Origin of the sequence: Frigoribacterium faeni (genome assembly GCF_011761235.1) — a bacterium.
Taxonomy (GTDB): domain Bacteria; phylum Actinomycetota; class Actinomycetes; order Actinomycetales; family Microbacteriaceae; genus Frigoribacterium; species Frigoribacterium faeni_A.
In genome coordinates this window covers 344,304-364,878 of sequence record NZ_JAAOYW010000002.1, presented here as the reverse complement: position 1 = coordinate 364,878, position 20,575 = coordinate 344,304, and the positions used below count along the sequence as shown (strand labels likewise).

General features: G+C 72.9%; 22 protein-coding genes. 12 read left to right on the top strand and 10 right to left on the bottom strand.

Annotation, left to right across the window (positions count from 1 at the left end; translation table 11 throughout):
• Window positions 1–6: 6 nt before the first annotated feature.
• The 3 genes from FHR78_RS08215 to FHR78_RS08205 all read right to left on the bottom strand — a co-directional run bounded on the left by FHR78_RS08215 (window position 7) and on the right by FHR78_RS08205 (window position 2,089).
• Window positions 7–300 carry a WXG100 family type VII secretion target gene (locus tag FHR78_RS08215; protein WP_133738336.1) on the bottom strand — a complete coding sequence of 98 codons (294 nt, stop codon included), beginning with the start codon at window positions 298–300 and terminating at the stop codon, window positions 7–9.
• Between the two features lie 296 nt (window positions 301–596).
• Window positions 597–1,412, bottom strand: coding sequence for a mycothiol synthase (gene mshD, locus FHR78_RS08210; RefSeq protein WP_166760039.1), 816 nt, complete (start codon window positions 1,410–1,412; stop codon window positions 597–599).
• Window positions 1,409–2,089: a winged helix-turn-helix domain-containing protein gene (locus FHR78_RS08205; protein WP_166760038.1), complete on the bottom strand. Its 681-nt coding sequence runs from the start codon at window positions 2,087–2,089 to the stop codon at window positions 1,409–1,411. The genes mshD and FHR78_RS08205 overlap by 4 nt, the downstream gene beginning before the upstream one ends.
• Before the next feature lie 110 nt (window positions 2,090–2,199).
• Here FHR78_RS08205 and FHR78_RS08200 point away from each other — a divergent pair, with 110 nt between their 5' ends.
• The 4 genes from FHR78_RS08200 to FHR78_RS08185 all read left to right on the top strand — a co-directional run bounded on the left by FHR78_RS08200 (window position 2,200) and on the right by FHR78_RS08185 (window position 5,635).
• Window positions 2,200–2,493, top strand: coding sequence for a hypothetical protein (locus tag FHR78_RS08200; RefSeq protein ID WP_166760037.1), 294 nt, complete (start codon window positions 2,200–2,202; stop codon window positions 2,491–2,493).
• A 249-nt stretch (window positions 2,494–2,742) separates the two neighbouring features.
• Window positions 2,743–3,378, top strand: coding sequence for a heme-binding beta-barrel domain-containing protein (locus FHR78_RS08195; protein WP_166760036.1), 636 nt, complete (start codon window positions 2,743–2,745; stop codon window positions 3,376–3,378).
• Window positions 3,371–4,519, top strand: coding sequence for a YgfZ/GcvT domain-containing protein (locus FHR78_RS08190; RefSeq protein ID WP_166760035.1), 1,149 nt, complete (start codon window positions 3,371–3,373; stop codon window positions 4,517–4,519). The genes FHR78_RS08195 and FHR78_RS08190 overlap by 8 nt, the downstream gene beginning before the upstream one ends.
• A 6-nt stretch (window positions 4,520–4,525) precedes the next feature.
• Window positions 4,526–5,635: an FUSC family protein gene (locus FHR78_RS08185; RefSeq protein ID WP_166760034.1), complete on the top strand. Its 1,110-nt coding sequence runs from the start codon at window positions 4,526–4,528 to the stop codon at window positions 5,633–5,635.
• Window positions 5,636–5,692: 57 nt separating this feature from the next.
• Here FHR78_RS08185 and FHR78_RS08180 read toward each other — a convergent pair whose 3' ends face one another.
• Window positions 5,693–6,469: a class I SAM-dependent methyltransferase gene (locus FHR78_RS08180; RefSeq protein WP_166760033.1), complete on the bottom strand. Its 777-nt coding sequence runs from the start codon at window positions 6,467–6,469 to the stop codon at window positions 5,693–5,695.
• Window positions 6,470–6,510: 41 nt separating this feature from the next.
• Here FHR78_RS08180 and FHR78_RS08175 point away from each other — a divergent pair, with 41 nt between their 5' ends.
• Window positions 6,511–7,254 (top strand): phosphoglyceromutase, encoded by a 744-nt coding sequence (locus FHR78_RS08175; protein WP_166760032.1) that lies wholly within the window; start codon window positions 6,511–6,513, stop codon window positions 7,252–7,254.
• A gap of 96 nt (window positions 7,255–7,350) precedes the next feature.
• Here the strand turns inward: FHR78_RS08175 and FHR78_RS08170 are convergent, their stop codons facing one another.
• Together FHR78_RS08170 and phoU are read right to left on the bottom strand one after the other, a co-directional pair.
• Window positions 7,351–7,884 carry an AAA family ATPase gene (locus FHR78_RS08170; protein WP_166760031.1) on the bottom strand — a complete coding sequence of 178 codons (534 nt, stop codon included), beginning with the start codon at window positions 7,882–7,884 and terminating at the stop codon, window positions 7,351–7,353.
• Between the two features lie 131 nt (window positions 7,885–8,015).
• Window positions 8,016–8,669 (bottom strand): phosphate signaling complex protein PhoU, encoded by a 654-nt coding sequence (phoU, locus tag FHR78_RS08165; RefSeq protein ID WP_166760030.1) that lies wholly within the window; start codon window positions 8,667–8,669, stop codon window positions 8,016–8,018.
• A 193-nt stretch (window positions 8,670–8,862) separates the two neighbouring features.
• Between phoU and FHR78_RS08160 the strand changes: the two genes are divergently transcribed.
• Both FHR78_RS08160 and FHR78_RS08155 read left to right on the top strand, forming a co-directional pair.
• A complete protein-coding gene (locus FHR78_RS08160) occupies window positions 8,863–10,053 on the top strand; it encodes a sensor histidine kinase (protein ID WP_166760029.1) in 1,191 nt (396 codons plus the stop codon).
• Entirely contained in the window at window positions 10,050–10,736 is a 687-nt protein-coding gene (locus FHR78_RS08155; protein WP_166760028.1) for a response regulator transcription factor, read from the top strand. The genes FHR78_RS08160 and FHR78_RS08155 overlap by 4 nt, the downstream gene beginning before the upstream one ends.
• A gap of 129 nt (window positions 10,737–10,865) precedes the next feature.
• Here FHR78_RS08155 and FHR78_RS08150 read toward each other — a convergent pair whose 3' ends face one another.
• The gene (locus tag FHR78_RS08150; RefSeq protein ID WP_166760027.1) at window positions 10,866–11,495 is read right to left on the bottom strand and encodes a hypothetical protein; all 630 of its coding nucleotides are present in this window, start codon (window positions 11,493–11,495) and stop codon (window positions 10,866–10,868) included.
• A 135-nt stretch (window positions 11,496–11,630) separates the two neighbouring features.
• Between FHR78_RS08150 and FHR78_RS08145 the strand changes: the two genes are divergently transcribed.
• From FHR78_RS08145 to rlmB, 4 genes are read left to right on the top strand one after another with little or no spacing between them, the layout of a single operon-like run.
• The gene (locus FHR78_RS08145; protein WP_043597211.1) at window positions 11,631–12,113 is read left to right on the top strand and encodes a CarD family transcriptional regulator; all 483 of its coding nucleotides are present in this window, start codon (window positions 11,631–11,633) and stop codon (window positions 12,111–12,113) included.
• On the top strand, window positions 12,103–13,518 hold the full coding sequence (ispD, locus tag FHR78_RS08140) for a 2-C-methyl-D-erythritol 4-phosphate cytidylyltransferase (protein WP_166760026.1): 1,416 nt from the start codon (window positions 12,103–12,105) through the stop codon (window positions 13,516–13,518). Before FHR78_RS08145 ends, ispD begins: the two co-directional genes overlap by 11 nt.
• Complete coding sequence (gene cysS, locus FHR78_RS08135) at window positions 13,515–14,933, top strand: cysteine--tRNA ligase (RefSeq protein WP_166760025.1); 1,419 nt, start codon at window positions 13,515–13,517, stop codon at window positions 14,931–14,933. The genes ispD and cysS overlap by 4 nt, the downstream gene beginning before the upstream one ends.
• The gene (gene rlmB, locus FHR78_RS08130; protein ID WP_166760024.1) at window positions 14,930–15,970 is read left to right on the top strand and encodes a 23S rRNA (guanosine(2251)-2'-O)-methyltransferase RlmB; all 1,041 of its coding nucleotides are present in this window, start codon (window positions 14,930–14,932) and stop codon (window positions 15,968–15,970) included. The genes cysS and rlmB overlap by 4 nt, the downstream gene beginning before the upstream one ends.
• A 232-nt stretch (window positions 15,971–16,202) precedes the next feature.
• On the opposite strand, the gene FHR78_RS08125 is transcribed toward rlmB, so the two are convergent.
• Window positions 16,203–17,504, bottom strand: a complete 1,302-nt coding sequence (locus FHR78_RS08125; RefSeq protein WP_166760023.1) for a DUF4032 domain-containing protein — start codon at window positions 17,502–17,504, stop codon at window positions 16,203–16,205.
• 130 nt (window positions 17,505–17,634) lie between these two features.
• On the bottom strand, window positions 17,635–18,735 hold the full coding sequence (locus FHR78_RS08120; RefSeq protein ID WP_166760022.1) for an ABC transporter ATP-binding protein: 1,101 nt from the start codon (window positions 18,733–18,735) through the stop codon (window positions 17,635–17,637).
• Window positions 18,736–19,014: 279 nt separating this feature from the next.
• On the opposite strand from FHR78_RS08120, the gene FHR78_RS08115 reads away from it, so the two are divergent.
• Window positions 19,015–19,998 carry a DsbA family protein gene (locus FHR78_RS08115; protein ID WP_166760021.1) on the top strand — a complete coding sequence of 328 codons (984 nt, stop codon included), beginning with the start codon at window positions 19,015–19,017 and terminating at the stop codon, window positions 19,996–19,998.
• Here FHR78_RS08115 and FHR78_RS08110 read toward each other — a convergent pair.
• A complete protein-coding gene (locus FHR78_RS08110) occupies window positions 19,995–20,546 on the bottom strand; it encodes a metallophosphoesterase family protein (protein WP_166760020.1) in 552 nt (183 codons plus the stop codon). The two genes, FHR78_RS08115 and FHR78_RS08110, sit on opposite strands and share 4 nt — an antisense overlap.
• Between the last annotated feature and the right edge of the window lie 29 nt (window positions 20,547–20,575).

Below are 20,575 nucleotides of genomic sequence, written 5' to 3'. Positions count from 1 at the left end.
GACGCGCTACTTGAGCGCCTTGGCCAGCTCGGAGTCCGTCTGCTCGAGCGCCTCGGCGGCGCTGTTGAGGTACGAGCTCATGCCTTCGAGGCCCTGGATGGTCTTCGTGGCGCCGTCGTTGAACTCCTGGTACGAGGTGCCGAAGGCGACCGACGACTGGTCGGTGACGTAGCCGCCGCTGATCAGGCTGTCGACCTGCGCCTTGAGCTCGCGCAGCTTCGACTCGATGTCGGCCTCGCCGTTGGTCAGGCGGGTGGCCGCGTCGCGCATGTCGCCGTAGGTGACGTTCAAGTTGGGCATGGGTGCTCCTCGGGGTCGTCTTCCGTGTGGTCGCCCTGACCGTCCGGCCGGGCGGGATCGGTGGCCCGCCGGGGCGAGCCGAGAACGAAGCTAGAGGCCGACGCCCCCCGAGCGGGGGGCGGAAACGCAACGTTAACCTCGACGACCGAACGACCTGGTGCGCCGCCGGGGCCCGTACCGGCGGGCATCGCGGGCGTGACCGGCGGTTATTGCACGCCGTGCACGAAGTTGCACAGAATTGTGCAGACGCTGCGGTTCACCCCGACGTTCACCCCGATCGGGGTACAGGGGCGAGGTCAGCGCGAGAGCGTGAACTGCACGTCGACCGCGTGGTCGACGAAGCCGCGGGCGGCGTAGAGGCGCAGCGCGGCCGTGTTGTCGCCCTCGACGTAGAGGGCCGCCGTGGTCACGCCACGGTCGTGGAGGCGGGCGAGACCGGCGTCGACCACCGCGCCTCCCAGGTGCTCGCCCTGGTGCTCGGGGCTGACCGCGACGGCGTAGAACTCGCCTGGCTGGCCGGCCTCGAGCTTGAGCCAGCACGAGGCGAGCAGCTCGTCGCCCCGCCAGAGCAGCAGCAGGTCTCCCGCGTCGAACCAGTCGTCGGCCTTGCGGGCGTCGAGGTCGGCCTGCGTCAGCGAGCCCTGCTCGGGGTGGTCGGCGAAGGCGCGGGCGTTGAGGTCGAGCCACGCGGCGTCGTCGACGCCGGGGCGGAACGCGGCCACGCGGTCGCCGTCGCGCAGGCGCGGGGTGCGCGGCTCGACGGGCGCGCGCTGCTGCAGCAGCCGACGCGTCTCGACGAAGCCGAGCCGGACGGCGATCGCGCGGGCACCGGGGTGGTCGCCGTGCGCCCAGGCCGCGAGCGGGCCCGTCGTCGCGTCGACGACGCGTCGGGCCAGGGCGGTGCCGAGGCCGCGTCGCCGGTGGTCGGGGTGCACGACGAGCTCGACCTCGCCCGGGCGCAGCACGGCCGCGGCCCGCTCGTCGCCGAGCAGCCCCGCCTGGCCCGTGCGGGCCTCCACGAGCGCCTGGTCGTTGACGGGCGGGCTGCCGTCGACGGCCTGGGCCGCACGGGCGAGGCCCTCGAGCGTCGTCGCGTCGAGGTCGGCGGTCACCCGACGACCGGGCCCGGCTCGTCGTCGTAGACGTTGAAGCGGTAGCCGACGTTGCGCACGGTGCCGATCAGCGACTCGAGGTCGCCGAGCTTGGCGCGCAGGCGCCGCACGTGCACGTCGACGGTGCGGGTGCCGCCGAAGTAGTCGTAGCCCCAGACCTCGCTGAGCAGCTGCTCGCGAGTGAACACGCGCGACGGGTGCGTCGCGAAGAAGCGGAGCAGCTCGAACTCCTTGAAGGTGAGGTCGAGGGGGCGGCCGTGCACCTTGGCCGAGTAGCTGGCCTCGTCGATGACGACGCCGGACGCGTGGATCTTCGAGCCGGTCTGCGACTGCGCCAGGCGGCCCGTGACGAGCCGGATGCGCGCGTCGACCTCGGCGGGGCCGGCCGTCTCGAGCACGACGTCGTCGGCGCCCCACTCGTGGTTGACGGCGGTCAGCCCGCCCTCGGTCAGCACGAGCACGAGCGGCACGGTGACGCCGGTGGTGCGCAGGATCTTGCACAGCGACTTGGCGCTGGCGAGGTCGACGCGGGCGTCGACGAAGATGAGGTCGCTGGAGGGGGCGTTCACGAGCTGCGCAGGCTCGGCGGGGATCTGCCGGGTACGGTGGCTCAGCAGGCCGAGGGCCGGGAGCACGTCCGACGAGCCGGCCGAGGTCAGGACCAACAGCTGTGCCACACGGACCTCCAGTGAATGTACTGTCGAACAGCCTAGGTCACGGGCGACGACCGCCCCGACCACCCCGATGCTAGGGCAGCCGGGCAGGCCACGAACGAGGGACGACGCCCATGAGCGCAGCAGCCGACACCACCACGGGCCGTCTCGCGCGCCTCAAGCCCGCCACGGTCGTGCCCGTGTGGCTCTTCGCGATCGTGGCCGGCGTCCTCATCGTCACCACCACGACGGGGGACGACCACTGGGAGTGGCTCTCGCTCGCCCTGGGCGGCTGCATCGTCCTCACCTTCGTGCTGCAGCTCGCCGCGAGCGAGAAGGACGGCCTCGTCTCGCGCACCATGCTCGCGCTGTGCGGCAGCCTCGTCGTCCTGGCGGCGGCGACGGGCGTCGTCGCGCTGCTGCGCTGACCACGCGGCGACACGGACGGCAGGTCGACGCCGGGCGCCGCAGGGCCCCGGCCGCAGGTCGTTCGACGCTGCTCCGACCACGCCCCGCTCGCCTGTCCATCTCGGCGCGCCGCAGGTAGGCTCGACCCATGGACTCCTTGCTCGCCCTCGAGATCTTCTACATCGGGCTCCTCGGCCTCGCCTCGCTCGCCATCGCCTTCGTGTCCGGCGTCGTGCTGGTCAAGCTGTTCAAGGGACAGCGCTAGACCCGTGATCGACATCCCCACCGACCTGCCGGCCGAGCTCGTCCCGCTGTCGTGGCTCATCGGCGTCTGGGAGGGCACCGGCGTCGTCGACTACAAGATCGGCGAGGGCGACCCCGCCGCCCCGGCCGACGGCCAGCCCCCCGCCGTGCGCCGCACCCACGAGTTCGGGCAGCGCATCAGCTTCAGCCACGACGGCACCCCCTGGCTCAACTACAGCTCGTTCGCCTGGCTGCTCGACGACGAGCGCACGCCCCTCGCGAGCGAGACCGGCTTCTGGCGCCTCGAGCGCCCCGCCGAGGTGGGCGACCGCGGCCCGGGCATGCTGCCCGGCCAGGGCGTCGCCCCCTACGCGAGCGCGCAGACCGTCGAGATCCTGCGGCGTCCCGACGACGGCTTCGGCCTCGAGGTCCAGCTCGTGCACCCCACCGGGGTCAACGAGCTCTACCTCGGCCGCGTCGCCGGCCCGCGCATCGACCTGTCGACCGACGCGGTGCTCCGCTCGAGCAACGCGAAAGAGTACTCGGCGGCCACCCGCATGTACGGGCTGGTCGAGAACGACCTGCTCTGGGCGTGGGACATCGCGGCCCTCGGGCAAGAACTGCGCACGCACGCGTCGGGTCGGCTGGCCCGCGTTGGCTGACGCCGACCTCGGCGACGCGACCGACGCCTCCTCGGCTCCGGTCGTCTCGCCGTTCTCGGCCCGCGAGGGGTTCGTCGACGACGGCACCGGCGTCGCGGCCCACTACGGCACTCCCGTCGCCGAGCAGCGCGCGCTGGCCCGGGGCGCGGCGGTCGTCGACCTGTCGAGCCGCGGCGTGCTCACCGTCTCCGGCCCCGACCGCCTGAGCTGGCTGCACTCGCTCACGAGCCAGAGCCTCACCGGCCTGGCCCCCGGCGACTGGACCGAGACCCTGCTGCTCGACGCCAACGGGCGCCTCGAGCACGCGGCCCGGGTCGTCGACGACGGCGAGACCACGTGGCTGCTCGTCGACCGCGTCGAGGCCGAGCCCCTGCGCGCCTGGCTCGACCGCATGCGCTTCATGCTCCGTGTCGAGGTCGCCGACCGCACCGCCGACGTCGCGACGCTCGGCTCGCTCGGCGAGGTCGAGCTGCCGGTGCCCGTGCTCGCGCCCGCCGGCGTCCCGGTCGTCTGGGTCGACCCCTGGTCCGAGGTCGCCGTCGGCGGCCACTCGTACGCCGACGCCGACGACCACCCCGGTCGCTCGTGGACGGCGCGCGAGACGCTCGTCGCCCGGGCCGACCTCGCGGCCCTCGCCGCCTCCGACCTGCCCGCCGCCGGCACGCTGGCCCTCGAGGCCCTGCGCATCGAGGCCTGGCGGCCCCGGCTCTCGACCGAGGTCGACGAGCGCAGCATCCCGCACGAGCTCGACTGGATGCGCAGCGCCGTGCACCTCGCCAAGGGCTGCTACCGGGGTCAAGAGACCGTGGCCAAGGTGCACAACATCGGCCACCCGCCGCGGCGCCTGGTCATGCTGCACCTCGACGGCAGCGACTCGGTGCTGCCCGCGCACGGCGACCCCGTCGTGCTCGCCGCCGACACGGGGCGCGAGGTCGGGCACGTCACCAGCTCGGCCGTGCACCACGAGCTCGGTCCGATCGCCCTCGCGCTGGTCAAGCGCACCACCGACGAGGACGCGCCGCTGGCCGTCCTCTCGGCCGACATCGTCGTCGCCGCCGCTCCGCAGACGATCGTGCCGGCCTCCGCGGGCGCCTCAGCCGGCGTGCCCCGGCTGCCGCGCCTGGGGGCCGTCCGCCGCTAGCCGGTCGTGCGGCGTCCGCACGCCCCCGGCGCGTCGGCGGCGCCCCGCGCGGCCCGGCGACTCGACCTGCGGGGCCCGGCGCACCGTGCGGCCACGGCGTTGCCCGCGATCGTGCAGATCGTCGTGGCCGTCACCGCGTCGTACGCCGTCGCCCACTACGCGCTCGGCCACGCGGTGCCCCTGCTCGCCGTGACGATCACCATCTCGTCGCTCGGGCTCGCCCGCGACGCGCGGCCCAAGGTGGTGCTCGAGAACGCCGTCGGCATCCTCATCGGCATCGCGCTCAGCGAGGTGATGCTGCTCGTGCTGGGCAAGGGGCTCTGGCAGGTCGCCGTCGTGCTGTTCGTCGTGCTCGTGGTCGCCCGCTTCAGCTCGCCGAGCCCCGGCTTCGCCGCGGCGGCGGCCACCCAGGCGATGCTCGTCATGCTGCTGCCCGATCCCGACGGCGGCCCGTTCGTGCGCAGCGTCGACGGCGTCGTCGGGGGAGCGGTCGCCCTCGCCGTGACCGCGATCGTGCCCCGCGACCCGCTGCGGCTCGTCCGCGCCGACGCCCGCACCCTCTTCGCCGAGCTCGCGGCCGCCTTCACGGCGCTCGTCGACGCGCTCCGCTCCGACGACGTGCGGCGGGCCGACGAGGCGCTGCGCCGCCTCCGCTCGACGCAGCCGCTGCTCGACGACTGGGCCGCCGCCCTCGAGTCGGCGACGTCCATCTCGCGGCTGTCGCCGTTCCTCCGTTCCCGCCTGCCCTACCTGCGCCAGCAGCAGGAGCTGCGGCAGGACGTCGACCTCGCCGTCCGCAACCTCCGCGTCATCGCCCGGCGCATCGACACCGTGGTCGGCGACGGCCGCGACCGGCTCGGCCTCGCCGACGTGCTCGAGAGCACCGGCCGGGCCGTGGCTGTGCTCGGCGAGTCCGTCGACGACGTCGAGCGGGTGCCGGTCGCGCGCGACGCGCTCGCCGCCGTCGCGGGCCGGCTCGACCCGGCCGTCGTGGCCCCGGGCTCGCCCGTCACCGAGGCGATGGTGGTGCTCATGATGCGGCCGCTCGTGGTCGACCTGCTCATGGCGACGGGGCTCGACCACGCCGAGGCGCGACGGCGGCTCGTCGAGGTCTGAGGCCGGGCCTAGCGGCGCCTGGCGGGCGGCGCCGGCCGGGCGGCGCCGGCGGCGGGCTCAGCCGCGCGGCGCCACCGCGTCCCACGGCAGCGTCAGCTCGCCGAGCCGCCACCGGGTGCGCCCGTGCCGCACCGGCCAGCCGGCCGCGCGCAGCCCCTCGACAGTGGCGACCCAGCGCTGCACCGGCCCGTAGACCGACAGCGGCGCCGCGACCGCCCACGCCCGGTCGAGGTCGACCAGCAGGTCGTGCACCCGCTCGCCGGCGACGTTGCGGTGGATCAGCGCCTTCGGCAGGCGCTCGGCCACGATCGAGGGCAGCTCGAGCGAGGCCAGCCGCAGCGAGATCGTGAACGTGCGGGGCCCCTCCTCGTCGACGTCGACCCAGCTCGAGACGCGGCCGATCTCGTCGCAGGTGCCCTCGACGAGCACGCCCCCGGGCTGCAGCCGCGAGGTCATCAGGGCCCACGACGCCGCGACCTCCGACTCGTCGTACTGCCGCAGCACGTTGAACGCGCGGATCACCGCGGGTCGCCGACCGCCCTCGAGCGGCACCTCGAAGCCGCCGAGCCTGAAGCTCACGCCCGGGCGGGCCGACAGCTGGGCGCGCCGCACGCGCTCGGGCTCGATCTCGATGCCGACCACCTCGACGTCGGGGCGGGCCCGCAGGAGGCGCCGGTGCAGCTCCAGGGGAGTGGTCGCGCTCGCCCCGTAGCCGAGGTCGACGACGAGCGGGTCGTCGGCGCGACGCAGGGCAGGGTGCGCGGCGATCCAGCGGTCGACCCGACGGAGGCGGTTGGTGCCGGTGGTGCCGCGGGTCACGGATCCGACGGGCATGAGCCGATTCTCGCACCGGGTCGCAGCGATACGCTGGAGGCATGACTTCGACGCTCATCCTCCTGCGACACGGCAACAGCGAATGGAACGCCAAGAACCTCTTCACCGGCTGGGTCGACGTGAAGCTCACCGAGCAGGGGCGCGCCGAGGCGAAGCGCGCGGGCGAGCTGCTCCGCGAGCACGACCTGCTGCCCGACATCCTCTACACGTCGCGCCTGACCCGGGCGATCCAGACCGCCGACATCGCCCTCGACGAGGCCGACCGCCTCTGGATCGACGTGAAGCGCTCGTGGCGCCTCAACGAGCGCCACTACGGCGCGCTCCAGGGCAAGGACAAGGCGCAGACGCTCGAGCAGTACGGCCCCGAGCAGTTCCAGACCTGGCGTCGCTCGTTCGACGTGCCGCCGCCCCCGCTCGACGACGACAGCGAGTTCTCGCAGGCGCACGACAAGCGCTACGCCGAGCTCGGGGTCGACGCCCCGCGCACCGAGTCGCTCGCCCTCGTCATCGAGCGGATGATCCCCTACTGGGAGAGCGACATCACCGAGAGCCTCGCGGCCGGCGACGTCACGCTCGTCGTCGCGCACGGCAACTCGCTGCGCGCGCTCGTGAAGCACCTCGACGGCATCAGCGACGACGAGATCAGCGAGCTGAACATCCCCACGGGCATCCCGCTGGTCTACGAGCTCGACGACGACTTCCGCCCCACGGGCCCGGGGCGCTACCTCGACCCCGAGGCCGCCGCGGCGGGCGCCGCCGCGGTCGCGAACCAGGGCAAGAAGTAGCACCTCCCGATCACCCCGCGCCCCGCGGCCCGTTCCCTGGGTCGTGGGGCGCCTCGGTGTCCGGCGCGCCCCGCCGACGCGGTGCGGGGGCTGCGGTCAGACGAAGCGGGCGCTGATCTGCATGACGAGGTCGTCCATGTCGACGGGCGTGCTCGTGTCGACCCGGATCACGGGCCACTCGCCGAGCGGCTCGGCCGCCCCGGCCCACTCGGGCCACGACGCGCGGGCCGACTCCACGGTGCCGTGCGCCGGGTGCCGGCCGCCGGCCGCGTGCCGGTCGACGACGCGCTGCAGGGCCACGTCGGGGTCGACGTCGCACCACACCTCGAGCGTCCGCGGCGACCCTGCCCGCGACACCCCGGCCCGGGCGTGCTCGAGGTCGCGCGGCCGGTGCCAGAACGAGTCGACGACGACGCCGGCCTCCACCTCGGCCGCCATCGACCAGACCGTGTCCATGGCGATCGAGCCGAGCGCCTGCGGGGCGATCATCGGCCCGGCCAGGTCGGCCAGCGCCTCCGTGATCGGGTCCTTCGCGAGCAGGGGGCAGCCGAGCACGCCGGCGAGCGTGGCGGAGACGGTGGTCTTGCCCGATCCGGGCAGACCGTTGACGAGGATCGCGACTGAGGCCATGCCCCCATCCTGCCGCGTGGATCAGGACCGGCCGACCCGCGCCTCCTGATCCGTGCACGACTCAGGACCGGATCGTCCTGAGTCGCGCGGATCAGGACCGAGGTTCCTGAACGAAGAGAGAGGGGCGGGGCTCAGACCTCGGGGGCGACCCAGTCGCCGGTGGCGAGGTACTGGACCTTCTTGGCGATCGAGACCGCGTGGTCGGCGAAGCGCTCGTGGTAGCGCGAGGCGAGCGTCGAGTCGACCGTGTCGACGGCGGCGCCCTTCCAGGTCTCGCCGAGCACCTTGTCGAAGACGCTGAGGTGCAGCTCGTCGATGCGGTCGTCGTCGTTGCGGATCTCCTCGGCGAGGCGGACGTCCTCGGTCGTGAGCAGCTCGGTGAGCTTGTTCGCGATGGCGACGTCGAGCTCGCCGAGCTCCTTGAAGGTGGGGCGCAGCGACTTCGGCACGACCTTCTCGGGGAACCGGTAGCGCGCCAGCTGCGCGATGTGCTCGGCCATGTCGCCCATGCGCTCGAGCGACGAGCTGATTCGCAGGGCGCTCACGACGATGCGCAGGTCGCGGGCGACCGGGTTCTGGCGGGCCAGGATGTCGATGGCGAGCTCGTCGAGCGCGATGGCGCGCTGGTCGATCTGGTCGTCGTCGGCGATGACCTTCTCGGCCAGCGTGACGTTCGACTCGTTGAAGGCGGTGGTGGCGTTCGCGATCGACACCGCGACGAGGCCCGCGATCTCGACGAGGCGCTCCTGCACCTCTTGCAGCTCCTGCTGGAATACCTCGCGCATGTGGTGATGGGACCTCTCGTGGTGTCGGGGCGACGGAGCGCCCGTGCCGCAGACGTCGTCGCCCGCACAGTCCAGACGACTCTCGGGGGTCGAGGTTAACGACTGGTGCCCAGCGACTGAACAATCACCAAAGTACAGCGGATGGGGAGGGGGCGGTCGGTCCGCCGAGCCGCCGTTCACTATCGTTGGCGGCATGGACTCCGCCTGGCTGGTGCCGGCGTCGCTGCTCTTCGGCGCCGTCGTGGGGGCGACGATCGTGATCGTCGTCGTCGCTGCGCAGCACCGTGCGGCCCGCGTCGCCGCCCTCGTCGACAGCACGCTGCCCGACGGCATCGACGCCGTGCTCGACGCCCTCGAGTCGGCCGGCCTCGTCGTCGACCCCTCGGGCAACGTGCTCAAGGCCTCGGCCGCGGCGACCCAGCTCGGCCTCGTCTCGGCGCAGCAGCACCTCGTGCACCCCGAGATGGAGGCGCTGGTCGGCCTGGTGCGCCACGAGGGCGGACCGCAGGAGGCGGTGCTCACCCTCGCGCGCCTCCCCGGTTCCGAGTCCACCATCGAGCTCGGGGTGCGGGCGGCGGCCCTGGGCGGCCGGTACGTGCTCGTGCTCGCCGAGGACCACACGGAGGGGCGGCGCCTGGACGACATGCGCCGGGACTTCGTCGCCAACATCAGCCACGAGCTCAAGACGCCCATCGGCGCGGTCGGGCTGCTCGCCGAGGCCCTCGACGCCGCCTCGGCCGACCCCGAGCGCGTGCGCCACTTCGCGGGCCGCCTCACGCAGGAGGCCGACCGGCTGGGGCGCCTGACGCAGGACATCATCGAGCTCTCGCGCCTGCAGGCGGTCGACGCCCTCGAGGCCTCGCAGGTCATCGACCTGCGCCGGGTCGTCGACACCGCGGTCGACCGCAACCGCGTCGTCGCCGAGGCGCGCGGCGTCGAGCTCGTCGTGCGGGGCGGCCGCAGCGCCCGCGTGCTCGGGGACGAGGCCATGCTCGTCACGGCCGTCGACAACCTCGTCGCGAACGCGATCGCCTACTCGCCCGACGGCTCGCGGGTCGGCGTCGGCCTGGCCGCGGGGGCGGACGGCACCGTCGAGGTCGCCGTCGCCGACCAGGGCTTCGGCATCGCCGAGGACGAGCTCGAGCGCGTCTTCGAGCGCTTCTACCGCGTCGACCCGGCCCGTTCCCGGCGCACGGGCGGCACCGGCCTGGGCCTCGCGATCGTCAAGCACGTGGTGCAGAACCACGGCGGCGACGTTCGCGTCTGGTCGCAGGTCGGCAGCGGCTCGACCTTCACCGTCCGGCTGCCCCAGGTCGAGGCCCGACCCGAGACCCGCAGCGTCCCCATCCCGGTCACCACACGAGGAGACACCGATACCCGATGACAACGCACATCCTGATCGTCGAGGACGAAGAGTCGCTCAGCGAGCCCCTGGCGTTCATCCTCGAGCGCGAGGGCTACCACGTCACGGTGGCCGACGACGGCCCCTCGGCACTGGCCGCCTTCGACAAGACGGGCGCCGACCTCGTGCTGCTCGACCTGATGCTGCCCGGCATCCCCGGCACCGAGGTGTGCCGGGTGCTGCGCGCGAAGTCGCAGGTGCCGATCGTCATGCTGACCGCGAAGGACAGCGAGGTCGACATCGTCGTGGGGCTCGAGCTGGGCGCGGACGACTACGTGACCAAGCCGTACTCGACGCGTGAGCTGCTCGCCCGCATCCGGGCGGTGCTCCGCCGCCGGGTCGACGACGACGACGATCTCGCCGACGGCGTGCTCGAGGCCGGCGACATCCGCATGGACGTCGAGCGCCACGTCGTCACCGTGCGCGGCGAGGACGTCGCCATGCCGCTCAAGGAGTTCGAGCTGCTCGAGCTGCTCATGCGCAACGCCGGCCGGGTGCTCACCCGCGGCCAGCTGATCGACCGGGTCTGGGGCTCCGACTACTTCGGCGACACCAAGACCCTCGACGTGCACATCAAGCGGATCCGCTCGAAGATCGAGCCGGTGCCCTCCGAGCCGAAGGCCCTCGTGACCGTGCGCGGGCTGGGGTACCGCATCGAGGCCTGACGGCCGGGCCGCCTGCCGGCCGACGCCTGGCCGACGGCCGGGCGGACGCCCGGAACGAGAGAGGCCCGGCCCCGCGTCTGCGGGAGCCGGGCCTCTGTCACGCCGGGGTCGACGTGCGGGGTCCGCGGGTCAGCGGTCGGCCGTCGCCGACGGGCTGGGCTCGGACTCCTGGACGTCGCTCTCGGGCAGCGGGGTCGACCCCTGGCCGGGCTCGACCGTGACGCCGCTCGGCGTGGGGGTCGGCAGCAGCGTCGAGTACTCGGGCAGGTCGCCGGTGAGCACGGGCACCTGCAGCGTCTTGCCGGTCTCGGTGCCGTACTGGACGAACACGGGCAGCAGCTGGCCCGGCGTGACGTCGAGGTCGCTCATCACGAGCTGGTCGACGTCGGTGCTCGTGCCGCGGTCGACCTGCGAGCGGGCGTCGACCTCGACGGTCTGCGTCTCGTCGCCCGACCCGGTCTCGTACTGGAAGCCCACCTCGACGGGCTCGTCGCCGTCGTTGATGACGGTCATGACGAGGCTGGCCTCGGTGCCGTCGTCGGTGAGGGCGATGGCGTTGCGCACCTTGACGTCGCCGACGGTGATGCTGGTGCCGTCGCTGGCGTCGTAGATCTTCGTGGTGCGCTGGGGGCTGATGAAGTTGCAGCCCGCGGCCAGGGTCACGACGGCCAGGGCGACCGCGGTGATCGACGCCCCGCGGGAGAATCGTCGCGCACGGGCGACCGTCGAGTTCGTCTCGAGCACAGGTCCGACTCGCACGGGTGACCTCCAGGATCCAGTTCACGGCAAGGGTTCTCGCCTAGCCTAGGCGATGCCGTCGACCCCGGCTTCTCAGGCATGCCTGGCCGAGGGGCGCGCATGTTATCCTGGGTGCCGCAGAACGGAGCCTGATTCATGCAGTTCGAGGTCGGAGAGACCGTCGTCTACCCCCATCACGGGGCCGCGACGATATCTGAAGTCAAGAAGCGGATCATCAAGGGCGAAGAGAAGCTGTACCTCAAGCTTCGCGTCACCCAGGGTGATCTGACCATCGAAGTACCCGCGGACAACGTCGACCTGGTCGGCGTCCGCGACGTCATCGGCAAAGAAGGGCTCGACCGCGTGTTCGACGTGCTGCGCGCGCCGTTCACCGAAGAGCCCACCAACTGGTCCCGCCGCTACAAGGCGAACCTCGAGAAGCTGGCGTCCGGCGACGTCATCAAGGTGTCCGAGGTCGTCCGCGACCTCTGGCGCCGTGACCAGGATCGCGGCCTCTCGGCCGGCGAGAAGCGCATGCTCGCCAAGGCCCGCCAGATCCTGATCAGCGAGCTCGCCCTCGCCGAGAAGACCGACGAAGAGAAGGCGTCGAGCGTGCTCGACGAGGTTCTTGCGTCCTAGCACCACCGACGACCGCGCGGTCGGCGCCCCCGGGGTCTCACTCCCCGGCGGCACCGCCCGCGCGGTCGTCGTCGTAGCGGCGGGCAGCGGCACCCGACTGGCCCAGGGGCGGCCGAAGGCGTTCGTCGAGGTGGCCGGTCGCAGCATCCTCGCCCGCTCCCTCGAGGCGGTCTTCGCGTCGGCGGTGCCGACGCACGTCGTCGTCGTCGCGCCCGCGGCCCTCGTCGACGAGGCCACCGCGATCGTGCGCGAGGTCGCGGGCGTCGCCGCCGACCACGCGACCGTGGTCGTCGGCGGCGACAGTCGCCAGACCTCCGTCGCCGCCGGCTTGGCCGCAGTAGCTCCCGACGTCCGCACCGTGCTGGTGCACGACTGCGCGCGCCCGTTCACGCCGACGAGCCAGTTCGACCTCGTGGCCGAGACCGTCGAGGCCGGCGGGCACGGCGTCGTGCCCGGGCTGCCGGTCACCGACACGATCAAGAAGGTCCCCGCCGGAGGCGCGGGTCGGGTCGTCGGCACCGTCGACCGTTCCGAGCTGGTCGCCGTGCAGACCCCCCAGGGGTTCCCGCGGGCCGAGCTCGACGCCGCCTACGCCGAAGCGGCCACGTCCTCGGCCGACGGCGTCGCCGTCGAGCACACCGACGACGCGGCCCTCTTCGCCGCGGCCGGCCACGAGGTCGTCGTCGTCCCGGGCGACCCCCTCGCCTTCAAGATCACCACCTCGTGGGATCTCCGCCGGGCCGAGTCGCTCGTCGCCGAGGGCGCCGCCGCCGCCGGGTCAGCCGGGGCCGGTGCCGGTGCCGCCGGGCGCTCCGCCGCCGAGCGCCTCCGCACCGGGCTCGGCGTCGACGTGCACGCCTTCGACGCCGCCGAGCCGATGCACCTCGGCCTCCTGCACTTCCCCGACGAGGCGGGCCTCGCCGGGCACAGCGACGGCGACGCCGTGGCGCACGCCGTCGTCGACGCGCTCCTCTCCGCCGCCGGCCTCGGCGACATCGGCTCGGTCTTCGGCACGGACGACCCGCGCTTCGCGGGCGCGGGCGGCGAGGTGTTCCTCACCGCCGCGCTCGAGCGGCTCACCCACGCCGGCTTCGACGTCGTCAACGTCGCCGTCCAGGTGATCGGCAACCGCCCGCGCCTGGCCCGCCGCCGCCTCGAGATGGAGGCGCGCCTCATCGAGGTCGTCGGCGCGCCCGTCAGCGTCTCCGCGACCACCACCGACGGGCTCGGCGCCACCGGGCGAGGCGAGGGCGTGACGGCGATCGCGACCGCACTCGTGTCGGTGGTCGAGCCGCGGGAGCGCACCGCGCCTCCTCGGGGCCCCTCGCGCGCCGACGGCGCCGAGACCGGCGCCGTCGACCCGACCACCCAGACCGACCCCACCGAAACGGACCGATCCGCGTGACCATCCGCCTCTACGACTCGCGCGAGCAGGCGCTCGTCGACTTCGTCCCCCGCGTGCCCGGCAAGGTCGGGCTCTACGTCTGCGGGCCGACGGTGCAGTCGTCGCCGCACATCGGGCACCTGCGCTCCGCCCTCGTCTACGACCTGTGGCGGCGCTGGTTCACCTACCGCGGGCTCGACGTCACGCTCGTGCGCAACGTCACCGACGTCGACGACAAGATCCTCGCCCTGTCGAGCGGCACCGACGAAGAATGGTGGGCCCGGGCCTACCGCTTCGAGCTCGAGTTCACCGCGGGCTACCAGGCGCTCGGCGTGCTCGCCCCCACCTACGAGCCGCGCGCGACCGCGAGCGTGACCGAGATGCAGCAGCTCGTGACGACCCTGATCGACAAGGGCCACGCCTACGTCGCGCCCGACGGCTCGGGCGACGTCTACTTCGACACGGCCAGCTGGCCCAGCTACGGCGCGCTGACCAACCAGGGCCTCGACGACATGGCGCCGGCCGCCGACGCCGACCCGCGCGGCAAGCGCGACCCGCGCGACTTCGCGCTCTGGAAGGGCGCCAAGGCCGACGAGCCCGCCTCGGCCGCGTGGTCGTCGCCGTGGGGCGACGGCCGGCCCGGCTGGCACATCGAGTGCTCGGCGATGTCGCGCCGGTACCTCGGCACCGCGTTCGACATCCACGGCGGCGGCCTCGACCTGCGGTTCCCGCACCACGAGAACGAGCTCGCGCAGTCGACCGCGGCCGGCGACGAGTTCGCGTCGTACTGGCTGCACAACGGCCTCGTCGCCGTCGAGGGCCAGAAGATGTCGAAGTCGCTCGGCAACTCGATCTTCGCGAGCGAGTTCCTCGAGTCGGCGCGGCCCGTCGTCGTGCGCTGGTTCCTCAGCTCGGCGCACTACCGCTCGACGATCGACTACCACGACGGCGCCCTGGTCGAGGCTGAGGCGGCCCTCGACCGCATCGAGACGTTCCTGTCGCGGGCCGGCCGACGACTCGTCGGCACCCGCTTCGCCGGGGTCGGCGCGCGCGTCGTGCCCGACGACTTCGCCGAGGCCATGGACGACGACCTCAACGTGCCCCAGGCGCTGGCCGTGCTGCACGACGCCGTGCGCGCCGGCAACTCGGCCCTCGACGACGGCGACCTCGACACGGCCGCCCGCGAGTGGCAGCACGTGCAGGCCATGGTCGCCGTGCTCGGCGTCGACCCGCTCGCGCCGGAGTGGCGCGGCGCCGACGAGGGAGACGCGCACCGCGCGCTCGGTACCATCGTCGAGACCCTCCTCGCACAGCGTCAGCAAGCCAGGGCCTCGCGCGACTTCGCGCAGGCCGACCGCGTACGCGACATGCTGGCGTCCGCCGGCATCACCATCGAAGACACCCCCAGCGGGTCGCATTGGAGCCTCGAACAGTGAAGAACACCAGCGGAGCACGCAAGGGCCGTCCGGGCAGCAGCGCCGTCCGCAAGGGCAGCAAGGGCAAGCAGGTCGGCAGCGGGGGCCAGGGACGCCAGGCGCTCGAGGGCAAGAAGCCCACGCCCGCGGCAGAAGACCGCCCGTACCACCCCGCCGGCAAGGCGAAGGCGGCGCGCGAGCGCCTCGACGCCGCCCGCGGCCGTGCGGGCAACGGTCCGCGCGCCGGGTCGGCCGTCGCCGGCCGGGGCGGGCAGGAGGCGCCCCGTCGCCGCCCGAAGTCGTCGGACGACAGCGAGATGGTCACCGGCCGCAACTCGGTGCTCGAGGCCCTGCGCACGCGCATCCCCGCCTCGACGCTCTACATCGCGGCGCGCATCGAGATGGACGACCGCACGAAGGAGATCCTGACCCTGGCGACGCGGCGCGGCCTGCCCGTGCTCGAGGTCATGCGCCCCGAGCTCGACCGCCTGACCGGCCCGGACTCGGTGCACCAGGGCGTCGCGCTCAAGGTGCCGCCGTACCAGTACGCGCACCCGATCGACCTGCTCGAGGCCTCGGTCAAGCGCCAGCAGACCCCGCTCTTCGTCGCCCTCGACGGCATCACCGACCCCCGCAACCTCGGCGCGATCATCCGCTCGGTGGGCGCGTTCGGCGGCCAGGGAGTCATCATCCCGCAGCGACGCTCGGTCGGCCTCACCGCGTCGGCGTGGAAGACCTCGGCGGGCGCCGCCGCGCGCATCCCCGTGGCGATGGCGGCGAACCTCACGCAGACGCTCAAGTCGTTCAAAGAGCAGGGAGTCTTCGTGCTCGGCCTCGACGGCGGCGGCGACGTGATGCTGCCGGGCCTCGAGCTCGCCGACCGCCCCCTGGTCGTCGTCGTCGGCAGCGAGGGCAAGGGCCTGTCGCGCATCGTCGCCGAGACCTGCGACGCGGTCGTGTCGATCCCCATCACGACCGCCGTCGAGTCGCTCAACGCCGGCATGGCCGCGAGCGTCACGCTCTACGAGATCTCGAGGCTGCGCGCCGAGCGCAAGTAGCGCGGGCCGCCAGCACGAGGAGGCGCGGTGTCGGTCGGACCGGCACCGCGCCTCCTCGGCGTCTGCGGCCCGTGCGCCGGCACCGCGCCTCCTCCGCGTTCCCGACCCGCGCCGACCCGTCCGACCCGTCCGACCCGCCCGACATTCGCCGCGCACCCCGGAGTGGACGAAACACCCCGTCGTTTCGGGGTGCTTCGTCCACTTCGGGGTTCGAGAGGGCCGCAGGGGCAGGTCAGACCTTGGCGCGCCAGTCGTCCTCGGCGTCGTCGTCCTCGTCGTCGAGCAGCTCGGCGTCGGGCAGGCGGATCGACTCCGTCGCGGGGGCGATGACCGTGCGCTCGTCGCGTCGGTGCCTCAGCACGTCGTTGATGTACGAGGTCAGCGCCTCGGCGATCGGCACGTCGCGCCCCTCCTGCTGCGACTTGTACCAGCGGTGCTCGAGCAGCTGGTGGAACACCTCGGCGGGCTCGAGCCGGCCTCGCATCTCGCGGGGGATCGAGCGCACGACGGGCTCGAAGACGCGCGCGGCCCACTCGTGCGCCACCATCTCTTCGTCGGCGTCGATCTGCCCGGTGCGCAGGCGGTAGGCGTCGAGGTCGTTGAGCAGGCGCCGCGCCTGGTTCTCCTCGACGTCGAGGCCGGTGAGGCGCAGCAGCCGCCGCGAGTGGTGCCCCGCGTCGACGACCTTGGGCTGGATGCGCACCTGCGTGCCGCCCTCGGTCGTCTTGATCGCCAGCTCCTCGATGTCGAACCCGAGGTCGTTGAGCCGCTCGACGCGGTCGTTGATGCGCCAGCGCTCGGAGCTGTCGAAGGTCTCGCTGCCGGTGAGCTCGGTCCAGAGGCTGCGGTACTTCGCGACGATGCCGTTGCTGACCTCGACGGCGTCGAGGTTGTCGTCGAGGCGGCCGCCGGCCTCGAGGTCGAGCAGCTCGCCGGCGATGTTGACGCGGGCGACCTCGAGGTCGTTCTCGCGCTGGCCGTTCGACAGGCCGCCCGGGTACAGCTTGCCCGTCTCGGCGTCGACCAGGTAGGCGGCGAAGGCGCCGGCGTCGCGGCGGAAGAGCGTGTTCGACAGCGACACGTCGCCCCAGTAGAAGCCGATCACGTGCAGCCGCACGAGCAGCAGGGCGAGGGCGTCGACGAGCCGGGTCGCCGTGTCGGGGCGGAGGGTCTGCGAGTACAGGGCGCGGTACGGCAGCGAGAACTTGAGGTGCCGCGTCACGAGCACCGGGTTCAGCAGGCTCCCGTCGGCGTCGCGCCGGTTGGTGATCACGGCGAGCGGGTCGACGCAGGGGATGTCCATCCGCTGCAGCGTGCGGAGCATCTCGTACTCGCCGCGGGCCATCTCTCCCGAGGTCTCCTTGATGGCGATCACGTAGCCGCTGAGGTGCGCGAAGCGCACGAGGTGCCGCGAGATGCCCTTCGGCAGGGTCGCGATCGCGTCGTCGGGCCACTCGTCGAGCGGCAGGTCCCAGGGCAGGTCGAGCAGCGCGGGGTCGGCCGTGGCGGAGGTGATGTTGAGGGAGTCGCTCATGGTCGCTTTCGGGGGAGGGGAGCGGACGGCCGGGGGCCCAGGAGGCGCGGTGCCCGACACAGGGGATCGGCCCGCCGAGCCGTGCGGAGCGGTGCTCCGGGCGGGCTCGACGGGCCGATCAGGGGTGTCGCTACGCGCTGACGACGGCCTTGTCGCCGAGGCGCTCGCCCGACTCGGTGTCGAAGACGTGCACGTGGTGCGCCTGGGGCGTGATGTGGATCGTCTCGCCCAGCTTCGGGTGGTTGCGACCGTCGACGCGCACGACGATGTCGACGCGCTGGCCGCTCACCTCGGTGTGGCCGTACAGGTAGCCATCGGCGCCCAGTTCTTCGACGACGTCGACGGTGACCGCGAGGCCCTCGCCGGCGGTGTTGACGACGACGTCCTCGGGGCGCACGCCGATGGTGACGCTCGTGCCGTTGGCCTGGCCGACGGTGTCGCGGTCGACGGCGGTGACCGCGGTGCCGAACTGGATGCCGCCGTCGACGACGTCGGCGGGCAGCAGGTTCATGGCGGGCGAGCCGATGAAGCCGGCGACGAAGACGTTCTGCGGCTTCTCGTACAGGTCGCGGGGCGTGCCGACCTGCTGCAGGACGCCGTCCTTGAGCACCGCGATGCGGTCGCCCATGGTGAGCGCCTCGGTCTGGTCGTGGGTGACGTAGACCGTCGTGACGCCGAGGCGGCGCTGCAGCGACGCGATCTGGGTGCGCGTCTGGACGCGGAGCTTGGCGTCGAGGTTCGACAGCGGCTCGTCCATGAGGAACACCTGGGGCTGGCGCACGATGGCGCGGCCCATGGCGACGCGCTGGCGCTGGCCGCCCGAGAGGGCCTTCGGCTTGCGCGACAGGTAGGGCTCGAGGTCGAGCAGCTTGGCCGCCTCGAGCACGCGGGTGGCGCGCTCCTCCTTGCCGACGCCGGCGATCTTGAGCGCGAAGCCCATGTTCTCGGCGACGGTCATGTGCGGGTACAGCGCGTAGTTCTGGAACACCATCGCGATGTCCCGGTCTTTCGGCGGGACGTCGGTGACGTTGCGGTCGCCGATGAAGATGTCGCCGCTGTTGACCTCTTCGAGGCCGGCGAGCATGCGCAGGGTGGTCGACTTGCCGCAGCCGGAGGGGCCGACGAGGACGAGGAACTCGCCGTCGGCGACCTCGAGGTCGATCGCGTCGACCGCGGGGCGGGTCGAGCCGGGGTAGAGACGGGTTGCCTTGCTGAACGTCACGGACGCCATGGTTCTTTTCTCCTTCACCGGCAGGTACGTGCCGGACGATCCTTCGTGAACGGAATGGTGGTCACCCTGGGTCAGCGGCGACCATCCTCCCCAGCATGCCACAGAGGTGACGCATCCCCACCTCCGAACGGGGGCCGCGGCGTCACGATCCGGCCACGGGTTGTTTGGACTTTTCCCAGTCCGCGCTCGTAGCATTCGTCGTGGCCCCGCACCTCCTGGGGCCCCTTGATCCCCTCAACGACGCGACCGTCACCTCGTCGCGCATCGGAGACACGTCCCATGACTGACACCGGCCCCAGCGGCTCCGCGCCCCTGAGCAAGAACCAGCGCCGCGCCGCCGCGCGCGAGCGCGCGCAGCTCGCCCGCAAGAAGCAGAAGCGCCGTCAGAAGCAGGGCCGCTGGCTGCTGCAGGGCGGCCTCGTCGTCGTCGTGCTGGCGGTCGTCGTCGGCATCGTGCTCGTCATCACGAACAGCATCCGGCCCGCGGGCCCCGGCCCGGCGAACATGGCCAGCGACGGCATCCGCATCGGCCAGGACTTCACGGCCCAGGCCACGCCCGCCCTCGGCGCCGACGACGAGCCCGTCGCGACCGAGACCACCGCGTCGTCCGACACGGTCGACATCGTGGTCTACCTCGACTACCTCTGCCCCATCTGCGGCGCCTTCGAGGCCGAGAACAACGAGTACATCGCCGGCCTGGTGTCGTCGGGCGCGGCCACGGTCGAGTACCACCCGATCGCCATCCTCACCAACAGCTCGCTGGGCACGAAGTACTCGAACCGCGCTGCCAACGCCGCCGCCTGCGTGGCCAACTACTCGCCGAACTCGTTCTTCGACTTCAACACGGCCATGTTCGAGAACCAGCCCGAAGAGGGCACCAAGGGCCTCGACGACGCCCGGCTGGCCGAGATCGCGACCGGCGTCGACGGGGTGACCTCGCCGTCGCGCATCACCCAGTGCATCGACGACCAGGAGTTCGCGTCGTGGGTCGGCGCCGCCACCGAGCGGGCGCTCGACGGGCCACTGCCCAACAGCAACGTCCAGACGTTCCGCGGCACGCCGACGATCCTCGTCAACGGCCAGCAGTACGACTTCAGCACGCCGTTCTCGAACGACGAGTTCCGCAACTTCGTCGTGACGGCCGCCGGCAACAGCTACGCCGACGCCGCCACGGCCACGCCGTCGCCCGCCCCGACGGACGCCCCCGCCGAGGCGCCGTCCGAGACGCCCGCCGAGGCCCCGGCCGAGACGCCCGCCGGCTAGGTCCGCATGCGGGGGTGCGGCAGCACCCCGTCGAGCCGGTCGGCCCTGAGCGGCAGCTCGTGCAGGCGCACGTCGCGCACCTGCCCGGCGTCGAGCTCGAGGGTCAGGTAGGTCGCCCGCGGCTGACGGCGACGATCGGTCGGCGATCCCGGGTTGAGCAGCCGCAGGCCCGCGGGGCTGGTCGTGTCCCACGGGATGTGGCTGTGGCCGAAGAGCAGCAGGTCGGTCTCGGGGAACGCGCGGTCCATGCGGGTCTCGCGCCCCTCCTTCTGTCCCGTCTCGTGCACGACGGCGACGCGGACGCCGTCGATCGTCGTCCGGGCCACCTCGGGCAGCCGGGCGCGCAGGTCGTCGCCGTCGTTGTTGCCCCAGACGGCCACGAGGAGGCGCGCCCTGGCCTCGAACTCGTCGAGCAGCGGCACGCCGGTCCAGTCGCCCGAGTGGACGACGACGTCGGCCCTCTCGACCGCGCTCCACACGGCCGCGGGCACGGCCTTGGCCTTCTGCGGGACGTGGGTGTCGGACACGACGACGACGGAGGTGCTCATGGCGCCCAGGGTAGGCGGGCAGGATGGTC

Coding starts and splice junctions, on each gene's coding strand:
- FHR78_RS08215 (WP_133738336.1), bottom strand. CDS start 300: ATGCCCAACTTGAACGTCACCTACGGCGACATGCGCGACGCGGCCACC.
- FHR78_RS08200 (WP_166760037.1), top strand. CDS start 2,200: ATGAGCGCAGCAGCCGACACCACCACGGGCCGTCTCGCGCGCCTCAAG.
- FHR78_RS08180 (WP_166760033.1), bottom strand. CDS start 6,469: ATGCCCGTCGGATCCGTGACCCGCGGCACCACCGGCACCAACCGCCTC.
- FHR78_RS08175 (WP_166760032.1), top strand. CDS start 6,511: ATGACTTCGACGCTCATCCTCCTGCGACACGGCAACAGCGAATGGAAC.
- FHR78_RS08170 (WP_166760031.1), bottom strand. CDS start 7,884: ATGGCCTCAGTCGCGATCCTCGTCAACGGTCTGCCCGGATCGGGCAAG.
- phoU (WP_166760030.1), bottom strand. CDS start 8,669: ATGCGCGAGGTATTCCAGCAGGAGCTGCAAGAGGTGCAGGAGCGCCTC.
- FHR78_RS08160 (WP_166760029.1), top strand. CDS start 8,863: ATGGACTCCGCCTGGCTGGTGCCGGCGTCGCTGCTCTTCGGCGCCGTC.
- FHR78_RS08155 (WP_166760028.1), top strand. CDS start 10,050: ATGACAACGCACATCCTGATCGTCGAGGACGAAGAGTCGCTCAGCGAG.
- FHR78_RS08145 (WP_043597211.1), top strand. CDS start 11,631: ATGCAGTTCGAGGTCGGAGAGACCGTCGTCTACCCCCATCACGGGGCC.
- FHR78_RS08125 (WP_166760023.1), bottom strand. CDS start 17,504: ATGAGCGACTCCCTCAACATCACCTCCGCCACGGCCGACCCCGCGCTG.
- FHR78_RS08120 (WP_166760022.1), bottom strand. CDS start 18,735: ATGGCGTCCGTGACGTTCAGCAAGGCAACCCGTCTCTACCCCGGCTCG.
- FHR78_RS08115 (WP_166760021.1), top strand. CDS start 19,015: ATGACTGACACCGGCCCCAGCGGCTCCGCGCCCCTGAGCAAGAACCAG.
- FHR78_RS08110 (WP_166760020.1), bottom strand. CDS start 20,546: ATGAGCACCTCCGTCGTCGTCGTGTCCGACACCCACGTCCCGCAGAAG.